This window comes from Luteibacter yeojuensis, from assembly GCF_011742875.1.
GTDB lineage: Bacteria > Pseudomonadota > Gammaproteobacteria > Xanthomonadales > Rhodanobacteraceae > Luteibacter > Luteibacter yeojuensis.
On the sequence record NZ_JAAQTL010000001.1, the window covers coordinates 847168 to 862908 of the forward strand.

General features: G+C 65.2%; 12 protein-coding genes and 1 pseudogene. 6 read left to right on the forward strand and 7 right to left on the reverse strand.

The window, feature by feature from the left end:
- Positions 1 to 17 precede the first annotated feature (17 nt).
- Positions 18 to 2207, reverse strand: a complete 2190-nt coding sequence (locus tag HBF32_RS03770) for a polysaccharide biosynthesis tyrosine autokinase (RefSeq protein ID WP_166698288.1) — start codon at positions 2205 to 2207, stop codon at positions 18 to 20.
- A gap of 536 nt (positions 2208 to 2743) precedes the next feature.
- Here HBF32_RS03770 and HBF32_RS03775 point away from each other — a divergent pair.
- The 3 genes from HBF32_RS03775 (at position 2744) to HBF32_RS03785 (ending at position 6583) form a co-directional block, all read left to right on the forward strand.
- Positions 2744 to 5122, forward strand: a complete 2379-nt coding sequence (locus HBF32_RS03775) for a DNA polymerase II (protein WP_166698289.1) — start codon at positions 2744 to 2746, stop codon at positions 5120 to 5122.
- A gap of 96 nt (positions 5123 to 5218) precedes the next feature.
- Positions 5219 to 5701, forward strand: a complete 483-nt coding sequence (locus tag HBF32_RS03780) for a VOC family protein (RefSeq protein ID WP_166698290.1) — start codon at positions 5219 to 5221, stop codon at positions 5699 to 5701.
- 75 nt (positions 5702 to 5776) lie between these two features.
- Entirely contained in the window at positions 5777 to 6583 is an 807-nt protein-coding gene (locus HBF32_RS03785) for an arginase family protein (RefSeq protein WP_166698291.1), read from the forward strand.
- Positions 6584 to 6587: 4 nt separating this feature from the next.
- Here the strand turns inward: HBF32_RS03785 and HBF32_RS03790 are convergent, their stop codons facing one another.
- A complete protein-coding gene (locus HBF32_RS03790) occupies positions 6588 to 9383 on the reverse strand; it encodes a 2-oxoglutarate dehydrogenase E1 component (RefSeq protein WP_166698292.1) in 2796 nt (931 codons plus the stop codon).
- A 93-nt stretch (positions 9384 to 9476) separates the two neighbouring features.
- Here HBF32_RS03790 and HBF32_RS19205 point away from each other — a divergent pair, with 93 nt between their 5' ends.
- Both HBF32_RS19205 and mug read left to right on the forward strand, forming a co-directional pair.
- Positions 9477 to 10073 (forward strand): TetR/AcrR family transcriptional regulator, encoded by a 597-nt coding sequence (locus tag HBF32_RS19205; protein WP_166698293.1) that lies wholly within the window; start codon positions 9477 to 9479, stop codon positions 10071 to 10073.
- The gene (gene mug / locus HBF32_RS03800; RefSeq protein WP_166698294.1) at positions 10070 to 10594 is read left to right on the forward strand and encodes a G/U mismatch-specific DNA glycosylase; all 525 of its coding nucleotides are present in this window, start codon (positions 10070 to 10072) and stop codon (positions 10592 to 10594) included. The genes HBF32_RS19205 and mug overlap by 4 nt, the downstream gene beginning before the upstream one ends.
- Here the strand turns inward: mug and HBF32_RS19210 are convergent.
- Together HBF32_RS19210 and HBF32_RS03810 are read right to left on the reverse strand one after the other, a co-directional pair.
- Positions 10557 to 11767, reverse strand: a pseudogene (locus HBF32_RS19210) (serine hydrolase domain-containing protein). The gene mug and the pseudogene HBF32_RS19210 sit on opposite strands and share 38 nt — an antisense overlap.
- A gap of 90 nt (positions 11768 to 11857) precedes the next feature.
- Positions 11858 to 13036: a diaminopropionate ammonia-lyase gene (locus tag HBF32_RS03810; protein WP_166698295.1), complete on the reverse strand. Its 1179-nt coding sequence runs from the start codon at positions 13034 to 13036 to the stop codon at positions 11858 to 11860.
- 95 nt (positions 13037 to 13131) lie between these two features.
- Between HBF32_RS03810 and HBF32_RS03815 the strand changes: the two genes are divergently transcribed.
- Positions 13132 to 13638, forward strand: coding sequence for an Lrp/AsnC family transcriptional regulator (locus tag HBF32_RS03815; RefSeq protein WP_166698296.1), 507 nt, complete (start codon positions 13132 to 13134; stop codon positions 13636 to 13638).
- On the opposite strand, the gene HBF32_RS03820 is transcribed toward HBF32_RS03815, so the two are convergent.
- Genes HBF32_RS03820 through HBF32_RS03830 form a run of 3 tightly spaced genes read right to left on the reverse strand, consistent with a single transcriptional unit; the run spans position 13635 to position 15692 of the window.
- A complete protein-coding gene (locus tag HBF32_RS03820; protein WP_166698297.1) occupies positions 13635 to 14279 on the reverse strand; it encodes a LysE family translocator in 645 nt (214 codons plus the stop codon). The genes HBF32_RS03815 and HBF32_RS03820 overlap by 4 nt on opposite strands.
- Positions 14266 to 14640, reverse strand: coding sequence for a cupin domain-containing protein (locus tag HBF32_RS03825; RefSeq protein WP_193570323.1), 375 nt, complete (start codon positions 14638 to 14640; stop codon positions 14266 to 14268). Before HBF32_RS03825 ends, HBF32_RS03820 begins: the two co-directional genes overlap by 14 nt.
- Positions 14637 to 15692 carry a saccharopine dehydrogenase NADP-binding domain-containing protein gene (locus HBF32_RS03830; protein WP_166698298.1) on the reverse strand — a complete coding sequence of 352 codons (1056 nt, stop codon included), beginning with the start codon at positions 15690 to 15692 and terminating at the stop codon, positions 14637 to 14639. The genes HBF32_RS03825 and HBF32_RS03830 overlap by 4 nt, the downstream gene beginning before the upstream one ends.
- Positions 15693 to 15741 lie beyond the last annotated feature (49 nt).

Here is a 15741-nt window from a genome sequence, read left to right on the forward strand (position 1 = left end):
TCTTCGCTTTTGGCGGATCAGGCCGGATCGGCCTTGTACTTGTAGTAGGCGTAGGTGGAATAACCGGACGTGCGGTGTTCGACGGCGTTGAAGATGGCGCCCTTCAGTTCCACGCCGTTGTGTTCGAAGCGTTGTTTGGCCAGGGCCAGCTCGCGCGCCTTGTTCAGGCCGAAACGGGCGACCAGCAGGCTGGTACCGGCGTGGTGGCCGATCACCGCGGCGTCCGTGACGGCGAGGATGGGGGGCGTATCGATGACGATCAGGTCGTACGAAGGCACCACGGATTCGATGAAGCGGGTGAAGTTCTCGTGCATCAGCAGTTCGGACGGATTGGGCGGCACGCGCCCGCGGCTCACGAACGACACGTTGGGCAAGGGACCCGGCTGCACGACGTCGGCCAGTTCCGCGCCGCCGACGAGCAGGTCGGAGAGTCCCACCCTGGGCTTGATCCCGAGCACCTGGTGAAGCGTGCCGCGGCGCATGTCGCCGTCCACGAGCAGCACGCGCTGGCCTGCCTGCGCGATCACCGCCGCGAGGTTGGCCGAGACGAAGGTCTTGCCGGCGAAAGGACTGGAGCCCGTGATCATCAGGACGTTGTTCTTCGCCTCGAGCCGGGCGAAGTGCAGGCTGGTGCGCAGGCTGCGAATCGCCTCGATGGCAAGGTCCGACGGCGAGCCGATGGCGAGCAACGGGCCGCGGGGCGGTTTGCCGTGGCGGTTCTTGGGCGCACGCACGCCTGGGCCGGAGCCGAGCGGGACGGATGCGTAGACGGGGAGGCCGAGATCCTCGATGGCCGCGGGATCCTCGATGCCGCGATTGAGGATCTGCCGGAGGAACACGAAGGCCAGCGCGAGGAAGGCGCCGAGGAACGTCGCGACGACGACGACCAGGGCCTTGCGTGGCTGCACCGGTTGGGTCTTGTCCACCGCGGCCGTGTCCACGATGCGGACGTTGCCGACCGTCCCCGCACGGGCGATGTCGAGTTGTTGCGCCTGGTTGAGCAGGCTGGTGTAAGTCGTGCTGCTGACCTGGACGTCGCGATTGAGCTTGAGAAGTTGCTGCTGGGTATCCGGCAGGTCGCCGACCTCCTTCTGCATCTTGTCCTTCTGTGCCTGCAACTGGCCCATCTGTTGCTGCAGGGCCTTGTATGCGGGATGGTCGTGCGTGAACCGGCGGTCGATGTCCGCTTCCTGGAGGTGCAGCTGCTGGATGTTGTTCTCGACCGCCACGATCTGGTCGAGCAGACCCTTGGTCTGCATGCTGAGGTCGATGGAGTGCGACCTGGTCTGGAATTCGTTCAACGCCGCCTGCGCCCGGTCGAGCTCCTGGCGCACCTTCGGCAGCTGGTCCTTCACGAACTGCAGCTGGCTGGCCGCTTCCGCCGAATTGCGCTCGACGTTCTGGCGCACGTAGGCCGATGTGATATGCGCGAGGACCTGCTGTGCCAGATCGGGATCGGCGTTGTCATAGGTGAGCCCGATGATGCCCGAGTCGTTGCCTTGCTCGATCGCCACCACGTCGCCCTGGAGCTTGCCGACGGTAGTGAGCGTGGGCTGTACCACCACGTCGAAACGCGTGCCCGGATTGGCGACGAGCCGCTTCAGCTGCATCGTGACGCCGCCTCCGTGGACCAGCTGGCCCGCGGCGCCTTCGAGGATACGTTTGCCGCTGTCGTCGTACAGGGCGTACCTGCCGCCGTCTTCGGCGCGCAGTTCGAGTTTCTTTCCCGTCAGTGCATCGGGCACGTCGAGCCTGAAGATGTCCACGACCTCGCCGCCCCAGCCGTAGCGGCTGAGCCCGAAGCGGGGAGGGGCGGGCTGGCCGGGCCGGTGGCCCCGCGAAAGGTAGTCGCCCAGCAGCGGGAAACGCTGCGGTTGCACCTGGATGTCAAGGCGCAGGTCCTTCACCGCCGTGCCGACGACAAGGCGCGAGGTGATCAGCGCGATCTCGGTGGTGGCCTGGGATGCGGTGGTGCCCAGCGATTGGGTAAGGTCGCTCAGCCCGGGCAGGCTGGGTGTCTTCTGCTCCACCTGCACGATGGCCGTGGCCTGGTAGATGGGCGTTGCCAGCATCGTGTAAAGCACGCCCGCCACGAAGAACGTGCCGGTGATGGCCACGATGAGCCACTTGTGGTCGAGCAACGTACCGAACAACGCATTGAGATCGATAGTGTCGTCGTCATGAACCAGATCAATCTTAGTCGTCATGCGGTTGCGTCTTTCCCAAATCTGAATGGACGTCCAGACGTTTATACCGTTACGAGTATGAATGGGGACAGTAAGCCTGGATCGACGTGGTGCCTTGTTTGATGGGATTCCGGCGCAGCCGAACGCCGCGGCCGCCCTTCGGGACGAAACGCTTCATCGCACCTGCCTGGTGCGTTTCCGGGGTCATGAGGCGGACGCTTTCCGGCAGGGATCGACTTCTTCCCGTGCCAACGCCGTTCGTGGTGGAAACACGATGTCCTTCGCCGAATCGATCCCTTCATACATGGGGAGTGGCGGACCGATTCACCGCTTGAGCATAGATGGCATCCGAAATGCCTCAAAGTCACGAATGCCGGTTTTGCGACACGCGTCAAGTAAACGTCGCCATTGTGTCGTCGTTAAGACAGAAACGTCAGGACGCTGTTACCGCCAAAGATGAATGGCGTGTACGTTTTTCTAATGCTTCGTTCAGACTTTCGGCGCAAGGTATCATTGCGGCCGGTTCTCGCACGGGCTCGCGCCCCCTTCTCCGTCGCATGAGTCATCCCAGCCGACCGGGTTTCATCCTCACCCGCCGCTGGCGGGACACGGGCCACGGGACCGATCTCGAATTCTGGCTGGCGACTCCCGACGGGCCGAAGCAGGTGGTGATCTCGGCGCAGCAGCCTGTGGCATTCGCCGGCGAGTCGCGGCGGGCGGAGATCGAGGCCGTGGCCCGAAGGGGCATGACCGTGGAGTTGCGTTCCCTGCCGTTGAAGACCTTCGCGCAGGAACCGGCGATCGGCGTCTACACACGCAGCCACAAACAGATGGTGTCGCTCGAAAGGCGCCTGCGGGAGCGTGGCATCGCGCTGTACGAGGCCGACGTGCGGCCGGCCGAGCGCTTCATGATGGAACGCTTCATCACCGCGGCGGTGAATGTGGAAGGCGGTACCGCCGAGGGCGAGCGCATCCTCGATCCGAAGCTCACACCCGAAGCGCATTACCGGCCCGCGCTGCGTGCCGTGTCCCTGGACATCGAGACCAGCGCGCACGGCGACCTGTATTCCGTGGCGCTGGAAGGTTGCGGCCAGCGGCAGGTCTACATGCTTGGCGAGGCGGCCGCGGGGGCGGAGGTGCCGAAGGACTTCGACCTCGAATACCTGGACGAACCCGCGCAGATCGTGCATCGCCTGAACGCGTGGTTCGAGGCGCACGACCCCGACGCCATCATCGGGTGGAACCTCATACAGTTCGACCTGAACCTGCTGCAGAAACACGCGGACACGCATCGGGTCCCCCTGTTGCCCGGTCGCGGCGGAACGCCGATCGAGTGGCGCGCGCACGGCACGCGCGAGGGCTTCCTCTTCGCCCCGACGGCGGGACGCCTGGTGATCGACGGCATCGAGGCGCTGCGCGCCGCGCAGTGGTCGTCGCCATCCTTCAGCCTGGAGCACATCGCGCAGACGATGCTCGGCGAGGGCAAGTCGATCGACGATCCCTATCACCGCATGGCCGAGATCGAGCGCCGCTTCCGCGAGGACAAGGTGGCGCTGGCCCGCTACAACCTGAAGGACTGCGAGCTCGTGACGCGGATCTTCGCCAAGGCGAAACTGTTCGAATTCCTGCTGGAGCGGGCCCATGTGACGGGCCTGGCGGCGGATCACTTCGGCGGCTCCATCGCCGCCTTCAGCCACCACTACCTCCCGCGCATGCATCGGGCCGGCTATGTCGCGCCCAATGTCGGCGACGTGCCCGATGCGGCGTTTCCCGGCGGCTTCGTGATGAATTCGCGGCCGGGCATCTACGATTCCGTGCTGGTGCTCGATTACAAGAGCCTGTATCCGTCCATCATCCGCAGTTACCTGGTCGACCCGGTGGGGCTGGTCGAGGGGCTGCTCGATACCTCGCCGTCGGTGGCCGTCCCAGGCTTCGACGGCAGTTACTTCTCCCGCACGAAACACTGCCTGCCGGCCATCGTCACCCAGCTGTGGGAACGCCGCGACCAGGCCAAGCGGCTTGGCAACCAGCCGCTCTCGCAGGCCCTGAAACTTCTGATGAATTCGTTCGTCGGCGTGCTCGGGGCACGCGACTGCCGCTTCTTCGATCCCCGGCTCGTCTCGGCCGTGACGTTGCGTGGCCACGAGATCATGCGTCGCACGCGGGAGCTGGTGGAAGCCGAGGGATACGAGGCGATCTACGGCGATACCGATTCGATCTTCATCTGGTTGAAGCGGCGGCACAGCGAGGCGGAGGCGGAAGCGATCGCAGGGACGCTGGTCGACAAGGTGAACCGCTGGTGGCGCGAGTACCTCGCCGCCACGATGGGCCTCGAGAGCGCGCTCGAGATCGAGTTCGACACGCACTACCGGCGCTTCTTCATGCCGACCGTCCGCGGCAGCGAGGAGGGCAGCAAGAAGCGCTATGCCGGGCTCGTGACGGGTGAAGACGGCTCCGAAGAGGTGATATACCGCGGGCTCGAAACCGTGCGCACGGACTGGACGCCGCTTGCGCAGACGTTCCAGCAGGCACTCTACCTCCTCGTCTTCAAGGAGCAGCCGTACGCCGATTACGTCAAGGACTATGCCCGTCGCCTGATGGCCGGGGAACTGGACGACTTGCTCGTCTACCGCAAGCGCCTCCGCGGCAAGCTCGGCGACTACCAACGCAACACGCCCCCGCAAGTGCGGGCCGCGCGCGTCGCGGACGAATACAATGCCCGACGAAATCGCCCGCTGCGCTACCAGAACGGCGGGTGGATCAGTTACGTGATGACCGTGAACGGCCCCGAGCCGCTCGAGAAGCTGTCCTCGCGGATCGACTACGAGCACTATCTGTCGAGCCAGCTGCAGCCCATCGCCGATGCGATCCTCGCACCGTTGAACGACAGCTTCTCCAGCCTGACCAGCGCACAGAGCAGCCTCTTCCAGGCATGAACCCGGCCAGCTCGCGAAGGGAACGCGAGGGAGAGAAGGGTGGCATCGGATAGCGGATTCTGATTTCATGGCGCGACCATCACGGGAGTCGTCGCCATGACCGTTCCAGCCAAGATCACCCCTTGCCTCTGGTTCGACTTCAACGCCGAGGAGGCGGTGAACCATTACCTGTCGATCTTCAGGAACGGGCGCATCCTGGAGGTATCGCACTATGGCGACGCGGTGCCCTCGCAGAAGGGCAAGGTACTCACGCTGCGTTTCGAGATCGAAGGCCAGCATCTGCTGGCACTCAACGCCGGCCCGAACTTTCCGTTCACCGAAGCGATTTCATTGATGGTCGACTGCGAAACCCAGGCCGAAGTCGACGATCTGTGGGCGAAGCTGAGCTCCGGCGGCAGCGAAGGTCAGTGTGGGTGGCTGAAGGACAAGTTCGGCCTGTCCTGGCAGATCGTGCCACGCCAGATGATCCCGATGTTCACCAGCTCCGATAGCGCCGCGGCCGCGCGCGCGATGCAGGCGATGATGACGATGAAGAAGATCGACATCGCGAAGATCAAGGCGGCGTTCGACGGCGAATGACCCAGGCCGGAGGGCGCGGGGTGCCGAAGGGCGTGGGCTGGCATCGGGCCGGCCGGCCGTTGTAGTGTGCGGCCGATGTCTTCGACCCGCAAAGCCTTCGACCTCAGCCTGGGCTACCCACAGTGGCAGGGGTCGGGGCGCCACGAAAACCTGCCGCGCGGCGCGCAGGCGGCCGCCGCGGTGATCGAACGCTATGCGCCCTTCGTCGGCGTGCCGTTGTCGAACGACGACCCGGGCGTCGAACACGGCGTCAGGCATTGGAAAGCGATTTTCGCCCAGTTCCGAAGCGCCGCCGAGATCCTCGCGCGATCGGGTGCGAGGCGCGTGCTGGCCGCGGGCGGCGATTGTGCCGTGGACGTGGCCATCGTCGGTTACCTCAACAGCGTGCACCCCGGCCTGCGTGTGATCTGGGTCGATGCCCATCTCGATGCGAACACGCCGGAAACCACGCCCAGCGGCAACTTTCATGGCATGCCGGTGAGCGCGATCCTCGGACGTGCGCCGGCGCCGATACGGGCGCTTCTCGGCGAGCCTGTCGATCCGGCGCGTTTCCATTATCTGGGTGCCCGTGTCGGCGACGACGGCGACCGCGCGCTCCAGCGCGAATTGAACCTGACCTCGCTGGATCCCGGCACGGCCGTCGACGGTCCCGTGCACATCCACTTCGACCTGGACGTGCTCGACCCGAGGGATTTTCCGCACGTGGCTTACCCCGACGGCGCATTCAGGCTCGACGATGCCGTCGCCTGGGTAAGCCGCGTCGCCCGCGCCGCCGAGGTGGTCGGCTTCACGGTGACCGAGTTCGCGCCCGTCGACGACGACGGCGCGCGAGCCGGAAGCGAGGCCATCGCACGTCTGTGCGACGCGGTCACGCTCGCATGAAGGGTCAGGCAAAGGCTTCGGCGAGGAAACGCGCGGTCTCTTCCTGGTGACGGCCGGAGGCACCGACCGACGGCGAGGCCGCCGCCGGACGGCCCACATACACGGGTGGCCGGATTCCACGAAGGATCGGCTCCACGAAGCTCCAGGCACCCATGTTCATGGGTTCCTCCTGGCACCACACCAGTTCGGCACCCGGGAAACGCGCCAGTTCGCGCGCGAAGCCCTCCCTGGGGAAGGGGTAGAGTTGCTCCACGCGGATCAGGTAGACGTCGTTGCTCGAACGCTTCTCGCGTTCCTCGAGAAGGTCGAAGTAGACCTTGCCCGAGCAGGCCACGACACGGCGGATCTTCGCGTTGGGCAGCAGTTCCAGCGTCCTGCCGCCGGCGTCGGCATCGTCCCGCAATAAGGGTTGGAATGAACTGCCCGGCCCGAGTTCGCTCAGCGCCGACTTGCTCCTGCGATGGCGGAGCAGGCTCTTGGGTGTCATGAGGATGAGTGGCTTGCGCACGTCGCGCCGCATCTGCCGCCGGAGGATGTGGAAGTAGTTCGCAGGCGTGGTGCAGTTGGCAACCTGCCAGTTGTCCTCCGCCGCGCTTTGCAGAAAGCGCTCTAGCCGCGCGGACGAATGTTCGGGACCTTGTCCGTCGTAACCGTGCGGAAGCAGGCAGACCAGGCCCGACATGCGCAGCCACTTGCGTTCCGCGGAAGAGAGGAACTGGTCGAAGACCACCTGGGCACCGTTGGCGAAGTCGCCGAACTGCGCTTCCCAGAGGACGAGCGTATGCGGTTCGGCGAGCGTGTAGCCGTATTCGAAGGCGAGCGCGGCTTCCTCCGAGAGCGGGCTGTTGACGATGTCGAACGACGCATCGCCTGTGGCGGCGGATGCGATCGGCGCATGGCGCTCGCCCGTCGCCTGATCGATCAGTACGCCATGGCGTTGCGAGAACGTGCCCCTCTCGGTGTCCTGACCGCTGAGGCGGACAGGCGTTCCCTCGTGCAGGAGCGTGCCCAGTGCGAACGCTTCCGCCGTCGACCAGTCGATGCCTGTGCCTTCCGCGATGGATTTGCCGCGCGCTTCGACGAAGCGCCTGACGGTGGGATGGAGCGTGAAACCGTCGGGGACGCGTGTCAGCGCCTTGCCGACGCGGTCAAGCGTTTCGGGTGCCACCGAGGTATCGCCCGGGTCATCGGTTGTATCGGGGCGAAGCCCCTCCCATCGCCCCTCGAGCCAGGGCGTACCCGTCGGACGGAACGACTCGCTGGCCGCGAATTCCGTATCGAGATACGCGACCCAGGCCGCCTTCATCTCCTCGAGCGTCGCGACGGTCACTGTGCCCTCGGCCATCAACCGTTCGGCATACGAATCCAGGGTCGACTTGTGCGAGCGGATGGCCTTGTACATCGCCGGTTGCGTGAACGCCGGCTCGTCGCCTTCGTTATGCCCGTAATAGCGGAAGCACACCATGTCGATGACGACAGGTGTGCCGAAGCGTTGGCGGTATTCCAGCGCCAGCCGCGACACCGCGACGACCGCTTCGGGATCGTCGCCGTTGACGTGGAAGATCGGCGCATCGATCGCCTTGGCTACGTCGGAGGGGTAGGGCGTGGAACGCGAATAGCCCGGGTCGGTGGTGAATCCGATCTGGTTGTTGATGATGAAATGCACCGAGCCGCCGGTCCGGTAGCCTTTCAGCCCCGAGAGCGCGAAGGTTTCGGACACCACGCCCTGGCCGGCGAACGCGGCATCGCCATGAACGAGGAGCGGAAGGACGCTCGATCGCGCGTCGCGATCGCCCTTGCGGTCCTGCTTGGCGCGGACCTTGCCGAGGACGACTGGATCCACGATCTCCAGATGCGACGGGTTGGCGGCCAGCGACAGATGCACGGTCTTTCCAGCGTAGTCGCGATCCGTCGATGCGCCCATGTGGTATTTCACGTCGCCCGAATTCGCGACGCCGTCGGGGAACGGCGATCCGCCCCTGAACTCATGGAACACCGCGCGGTGAGGTTTGCGCAGGACGTGCGTCATGACGCTGAGGCGGCCACGGTGGGCCATGCCGAGTTGCACCTCGGTCACGCCATGCCGTGCGGCGGCTTCGATGATCGCTTCCAGCGCGGGAATGGTGGCTTCCGCGCCGTCCAGGCCGAAACGCGTCGTACCGACGAATTTCTTGTCCAGGTACCGCTCGTAGCCTTTCACCTCGACCAGCTTCGCCAGGAGCGCCATCCGCTCGTCGTCCGCGAGCCGGCCGGCGGCGCGGCCTTCGATGCGCTCGCGCAGCCATGCTCGTTGCTCGCTATCGGCAATGTGCATGTATTCGTAACCGATGGCGCCGCAGTAGCGCTCGCGCAGCGCGCCTTCCAGCGTACGCAGCGTGACTGCCTCGTAGCCGAGTACGCCGTCGACGAAGATAGGCCGGTCCAGGTCGGCATCGGTGAAGCCGTGGGCGCGGTGATCCAGCTCCGCCGGAGAGCGGCCGCCGTCGAGGCCAAGAGGATCGAGCCGGGCACCGAAGTGCCCCCGGGTGCGGAATGCGTTCACGAGCGCCAATGCACCCGCGGTATCGCGGATGGCCGCGACGCCGGATGCCGCCGCACCCGATGCCGGCGCGAGCCCCGGCCCGACCGGCGCAGGACGGGCCGCGATCTCCTCCAGCGCCTGCCGCCATTCCTCGGGCAGCGATGAGGGGTCTTCCTTGTAACGGTCGGCGAGCCCTTCGATATACGGGGCGCTCCCGGCATTCAGGAACGAGGTTTCGGTGAAGAAGTCGAGGAGGGAGTCGCGAGTCGGGGCGTTCACGGGGGGAATCCTGGGTAAGACAGATCTGTCTATGTCGCTATAGTTGAGGTAGACAGGTCTGTATGTCAAGATGGCCAAAAGGAGGAGCACTCCATGCCCGCGACCACGAATACACCGATTCCCGCCCGCCAGCGCATCCTGGATACCGCAAATCGCCTCTTTTACGGGGAAGGCCTGCGCGCCACCGGCATCGACCGGATCATCGCGGAATCCGGCGTGGCGAAAATGTCGTTCTACCGCCATTTCCCGGCCAAGCGGGACCTCATCGTGGCGTTCCTGGAACGCCGGCGCCGGGAATGGATCGACTGGTTCCGTGCGGAGGTGGATGCCCGCCTGGCGAAGAAGGGCGCGGGCCTCGAAGTCATCGCGGATGCCATGGATTCCTGGTTCGCCCAGTCCGACTTTCGTGGCTGCACGTTCGCCAACACCGTGGCGGAGGGCGCGCATGGCGAGGAATCGATCGCGCGTGTCGTCGCGGATCACGAGACGGATATCGCCACTTACGTGGAGGAGGTCGCCGGCCGCCTGGGTCTGTCGCGCCCGGGGGAGGTTGCCGAGGCGGTCGCGGTCGTCATGGAAGGGCTGGTGGTCCGCGCGCAGATCACGGGGCGGTACGGCGATCCGGCCATCGGCCGCATGCTCCTGCGCGGTATCGCCCGCGAACACGCGCGTACGAGGCCGAAGTCATGACGCTGCCGGACATCCTTGCCCCCGGCCTGTCGGCGGTCTTCTGCGGCATCAATCCCGGCCAGCGCGCGGCATGTATCGGCCAGCACTTCGCCGGTCGCGGGAACCGCTTCTGGCCGGCGCTGCACCTCGCCGGCTTCACGCCGGTACAGCTTTCGCCCGCCGAAGACGTTCGCTTGCTCGAATACGGCTACGGCCTCACGACGGCCGCGCCGCGCGCTTCGCGAACGGCCGCCGAGGTCAATGTCTCGGAGTTGCGTGCCGGCCTCCGCGATCTCGAAGCGAAGATCCGCCAGCTCAAGCCACGCGTCGTCGCCTTCCTCGGCAAGCCGGCTTGGATCGTCCACACCGGCAAGGCGTATTTCTCCTGGGGCCGGCAGACGGGAACCTTCGGTGGAAGCGAGGCCTGGGTGCTCCCGAACCCCAGCGGCCTCAACCGGCACTTCTCGCTCGTCGACCTCGCCCGCGCCTACCGGGAGCTGCGGGTCAGTTTGTCGCCGGCGGCAGACGGCCTTCCGACTTAGCGACGTCGATTACCCGGTCGATGAAGTCGTCGTAGTCTTCGCCTTGCTTTTCCTGGTCGCTGTTCGCGTCGATCTGGCGGACGGCGACGAGGTTCGCCGTGGGCAGGATGACGACGTACTGGCCGCCGTCGCCATTGCCGTCGTAGGCGGCGATGGGGCCGTAGGTAACCTTGAACAGGCGGTACGGGCCGATGCCGCGGCTGATGAGCTGTTCGCCGAGGATATTGCGGGCGTTCTGGCCGAGTACCTTCTCCAGCCCCGCGTGCATGGCGGGCACGCTATCGAAATGCGTGCCGGACAGGCCGTGCTCCAGAAATGTCACCGTTTCTTCCGGCACGCCGCGCTGGCGAAGTACTCCGGCTGCCGCTGGATCGGCGTCGAAGTGCGTCCACATGGGCGTCTGCCACCAGAGCAATCCCATGCGTTCTGCGTTCGCCTGACCCAGCATCGTGTCGATATAGCTCGCGGGAATGAGTTGCCGTCCATGCCAGCTGCCGCGATCCAGCACGAGTTGCCCCAGCTTGCCGAGGTCCGTGGCGGTCAGGGGCAGTCCGGACATCGCATAGGGATGGCCCGCCTTGTCCTTTTCCCATGGGCCCGGATGGATATCCATGGCCTTGAAGAGCCCATCGCGGAAGAACGCGTCCATCGGCTTGCCCGAGGCTTTCCCGATAACGCCGGCCAGCAGGTTGACGGTCTTGTTGTTGTAGCTGGGGTTCGTGCCGGTGGGTTGCTGAGTTCGGCGGTGAGCGCAAGCTGGATCGCATCCGCTGCCGGCGCGATCTCCGCATCGGTCCGCGGCACGTTCTGCAGGCCGGACCGGTGGTTCATCAGCATCCGGATGGTGATGTCCTTCTTCCGGCCCTGCCGCCACTCGGGATAGAAATCGGCCACCGGCTGGTCGAGCGAGGTGATCTTGCCCTCGGCCATCAACTGGCCGATGCCCAGCGCGACCACGGATTTGGTTACCGACATCAGTTCGATCGGGCCCGGCGCATGCCCGTTCGCGTAGTAATGCCCGAGTTCGTGGCCGTCCTGCCATACGACCATCGAGCTGCTGTGCGATTCCCTGGCACCGTCGATCAGGTGTTGCAGGGCCTGCCCGGCGTGCGCCGGGAGCGCCGGGAGCGCACAAAGCAGGCAAAGCGAGACAATGGCGGGCAAGATGCGCATATGGTCGTTCCTTGGACACGTTGCCGGACGTTAAGTGAGCCCGCGATGCCGTTGCAGCCCGGCGCCAGGCAAGCATCTGTTCGTCGATCGTCATGAAAAGGCTACCTGTGCGAGAAGTTTTTCGTAGCGAAGCGGATCGGTCGCGCCTTCGGTATTGATCACCAGCACACGGGAATCGGTGTCCAAGCCGATGACATCCCGGTAGCGTGCGCGGCCCGCAACCTGGAGTAGGCCGGCGAGCCCGACACCGCCGCTTTCCCCGGCGACGATCGCGGGATCGTCCCCGCAGGGATCGGCGAAGCAACGCATGGCGTCGATCGCTTCCTGCTCGTCCACGGTCATGAACACGTCGGCGAGGCGCGCCAGGATGCGCCACGCCACCATCGACGGCTCGTAGCACTCGAGCATCGCCATCACCGTCGGTTCGGTGGCGGCGATCTTCAGTGGCTTGCCAGCCGCGGCGCTCCGGAACACGCAGGCGGCGCGGTCGGGTTCGACGACGGTCGTCATGGGCGCCCAGCTGCCGTAGGCATCGGCGAGGCATGCGGCGACTGCCGCGGCCATGCCGCCGACCCCGGCCTGGAGGAAGACGTGCGTCGGCGGCTCGGGCAGTGCGTCGACGATCTCACGCACAATCGCGGTATAGCCTTGCATGACCAGCAGCGGGACATGCTCGTACCCGATCCATGACGTATCCGACACCAGCCGCCATCCGCATTCCGCGCACAAGCGCGATGCCTGTGCCACCGCATCGTCGTAGGTACCCGGAACGCGGATGATCGTGGCGCCCGCGTTCCTGATGGCGTCCACGCGCGGGCCACTGACGCCCTCATGGACAACGATCGCGGACTGCGCCCCCATCCTGGCCGCGCCCATCGCCACGGACCGGCCATGGTTGCCGTCGGTGGCGCATGCGAAGGTCATCGTTCTCGCCACGGCTTCCACCGCGGGCGTCTGGAGTTCGTCGAACGTCACGGTGCGCGTCAGTCGCAAGCTCGCTTCCTCGAGGATCATCCGGGCCACGGCATAACCGCCACCGAGTGCCTTGAAGCTCCCCATGCCGAGACGGAAGCCTTCGTCTTTCACGTGGATGGCGGCGACGTCTAGATGGGCGGCCAGAGCGCGCAGCGAGTGCAGCGGCGTGGGATCTCCGCCGCCACTCAACCTCAGGAAAGTGTCCAGGTCGGGGTTCGGCTTGCACTGCAGGGCCAGCCTGTCGGCCTTTTCCAGCGGTTGCCGGTAGTCGGGCAGGGTATTGAGTTCGAACATGGTGTCAGGATCCTCCATGAACGAATAATAGCTGCGTAACAATCCATCGATTGCTGTATAAATGCGCTTCAAACGAACAATTTGTGCGTGAAACCATGGCTCGTCCCCGCCGCTCCGCCACGATCGATCCGCCCGACGCCTTCGATCTCGCCATCCTCCGCATCCTCCAGCAGGACAACCTGACGCCACAGCGAGTGATCGGCGATCGTGTGAACCTCTCCGCGCCCGCCGTGCAACGCCGCATCCGGCGCATGGAGAAGGAGGGCGTCATCCAGGAAAACGTGGCGGTCGTCGACCCCGAGCGAATCGGCAGCGCGCTCACGATCGTGGTGCTCGTGCAGGTGGAGAACGAGACCTCCGACCTCATCGACAAGGCAAAGAAGAGCTTCACGGACGATCCCAATGTGCAGCAGTGCTACTACGTCACCGGAGCCACCGACTTCGTGCTGGTCGTGACGGTGGCGGACATGGCCGAATACGAGCGCCTTACCCGCCGGCTGTTCTTCGCCAACGGCAACGTGAAGCGGTTCGAGACGCTCATCGCCATGGATCGCGTGAAGACGTCGCTCCGGGTACCCATCGAGGCCCCGGAACGGCGCTAACGTCGCTGCTGTATCGCGAGAAGGGAACCGAAGCCGACGAGCACGGCGCCGCACGCCCGGTCCATCCATGTCTGGGTGGCCGGCCTTCCCTCGAGGAGGTTCCTGAAGCGCGCGCCAACCAATGCAAGCACCATCGACCAGCACAGGCCCGTCGCGATGAAGCTGAGGCCAAGGACCAGCAGGGCGAACGGCACGTTCGCCGCATGCAGGGAAACGAAGGGTGGGAGGAACGCCAGGTAGAACAAGGCGACCTTGGGATTGAGCGCGTTGGTGAAAAGCCCCTGCATGAACGCCGGCATGAATCCGCGGCCTTCGGTCACGGTGGCCGTCTCCGCAACGGGCCGTTTCAGGAGCATGCGAATACCAAGCCAGCACAGGTAAGCCGCGCCGATGTACTTGAGTGCGGCAAATGCCGCCGCCGACGTGGCGAGGATGGTCGAAACGCCCAGCACGGCCGCCACGGTATGGACGAGACAGCCTGCGTTGATGCCCAGCGCGGCCGCGATGCCGACAACCCGGCCCTCGCGGCTGCTGCGCGCCAGTATGTAGAACGTATCCAGCCCCGGTGTCAGGTTCAGGACGGCGCATCCCATGAGGAATGCGCCGAAATGATCGATGCCCGGCATGTCAGATATGGGCATCGAGCGGTGCGGTATACACCTCGTCGATCACGTCGCCGGTGTTGCGTGTCGCCGCCGGCTCGAAAATGATCACTTCGGCTTCTTCGTCCGCTGCGGTGCGGTGCTCCACGCCGCAGGGAACCACCACCATTTCCCCAGGATGGAGTTCCACGACGCGGTCCCTGAACTCGACACGGAACACGCCGCGCCAAACCAGGAACATTTCTTCCTCGACCGCATGCGTGTGCCAGGGGAAGACACCTTGCACCTTGACGACCTTGACTTCCTGGCCGTTCAAGCCTGCGATCGTCTTGGGCCGCCAGTGTTCCTGGAACGAGCCGAACTTCTGCTCGAGATTGATCTTTTCCACCGCCTGACTCATGAAGCCTCCCGACTGCGTTCGGTTTCCGGAATATCGTGAATGGTCAGCCCCTGCGCCGCCAGTGCGTCGAGGAACCCATGCGCTTCGAACGCCATGGCGGGAGCCAGCGCGCCCGCTACCGGCAAGTCGTCGCGCAGGCGATCCACCGCCGTGCCAAGCATGGTCGCGGTGAAGCCGTAGATATCCTTCCCGTGGGCGATGATCCGTCGCACATCGTCGCCGTGGCGCGCTTCGACCAGTACCGAAAACTCGGTCATCTTCCTTGCCTCCGCGCCCGTCCCCGCTGCCATGGCAGGGTCGATCGACCTGAACGCCTGGATGGTCGACAACGCCATGTGGATCGCAACGTCGCAGGCGTCGGTATGCTGCGGAATCGTCGCCATGTCGACGCCAGGATAGTTTTCGACGACGGCAAGCGGCCCGAGGTCGGGGCCGAAGTCGAAGACGCCGATCTTCGGCGATTCGAGCGCGGTGGTGAACTGGCCCGATTCGTAGCGCAGTCTCGGCTCGCCCTGCGTCCGGGATGCCGTCATCATCGAGCCGCGCGTGGGAATCCAGCCATCGACGCGATAGGCCGCGGCAATCGTCGTCACCTTGCCCATGCCGCTAGTCAGGCGGCTGGCAAGGAGATCGCCGAGGCCTCCGAAAGTGGCCAATCCCGGCACCAGGACCACGCCGGCACGTTCGGCGGCGCGGCCCAGGTTGTCGAACAGACGCCTTGCGGCCAGTTGCTCCACGGCATTGGTGTCGAGGTAATGCGCGCCGCGATCGATGGCGGCCAGCGCGAGGGCGAATGACGTGTCCGCATGCGGGCCGGCACAGTTGATCACCACGTCGGCCCCGTGGAACATCGCGTGCAGTGCCACCGTATCGCCGACTTCCGCGGTGGCGATGGTCGCCGCACCGTTTAGACCTTCCGCCACGCGCTGCAATGCGTTGCGATTCCGTCCAGCCAACAGGGGCGTGTAGCCTCGTTCGACGAGTTCCGCCGCGACCAGCTGTCCGGTGTGTCCACTTGCGCCGTAAAGCGCTACTCGTAACTTCTTAGCCATTCGTCATCTCTTCATCCTGTGTCCCGCCCCAGGACAAGCCTAGGGCGGG

What these genes read in the sequence shown, in the direction of transcription:
- HBF32_RS03770 (WP_166698288.1), bottom strand. Translation starts at nt 2,207, where the DNA reads ATGACGACTAAGATTGATCTGGTTCATGACGACGACACTATCGATCTC.
- HBF32_RS03775 (WP_166698289.1), top strand. Translation starts at nt 2,744, where the DNA reads ATGAGTCATCCCAGCCGACCGGGTTTCATCCTCACCCGCCGCTGGCGG.
- HBF32_RS03825 (WP_193570323.1), bottom strand. Translation starts at nt 14,640, where the DNA reads ATGAGTCAGGCGGTGGAAAAGATCAATCTCGAGCAGAAGTTCGGCTCG.
- HBF32_RS03820 (WP_166698297.1), bottom strand. Translation starts at nt 14,279, where the DNA reads ATGCCCATATCTGACATGCCGGGCATCGATCATTTCGGCGCATTCCTC.
- HBF32_RS03815 (WP_166698296.1), top strand. Translation starts at nt 13,132, where the DNA reads ATGGCTCGTCCCCGCCGCTCCGCCACGATCGATCCGCCCGACGCCTTC.
- HBF32_RS03780 (WP_166698290.1), top strand. Translation starts at nt 5,219, where the DNA reads ATGACCGTTCCAGCCAAGATCACCCCTTGCCTCTGGTTCGACTTCAAC.
- mug (WP_166698294.1), top strand. Translation starts at nt 10,070, where the DNA reads ATGACGCTGCCGGACATCCTTGCCCCCGGCCTGTCGGCGGTCTTCTGC.
- HBF32_RS03785 (WP_166698291.1), top strand. Translation starts at nt 5,777, where the DNA reads ATGTCTTCGACCCGCAAAGCCTTCGACCTCAGCCTGGGCTACCCACAG.
- HBF32_RS03810 (WP_166698295.1), bottom strand. Translation starts at nt 13,036, where the DNA reads ATGTTCGAACTCAATACCCTGCCCGACTACCGGCAACCGCTGGAAAAG.
- HBF32_RS19205 (WP_166698293.1), top strand. Translation starts at nt 9,477, where the DNA reads ATGCCCGCGACCACGAATACACCGATTCCCGCCCGCCAGCGCATCCTG.
- HBF32_RS03830 (WP_166698298.1), bottom strand. Translation starts at nt 15,692, where the DNA reads ATGGCTAAGAAGTTACGAGTAGCGCTTTACGGCGCAAGTGGACACACC.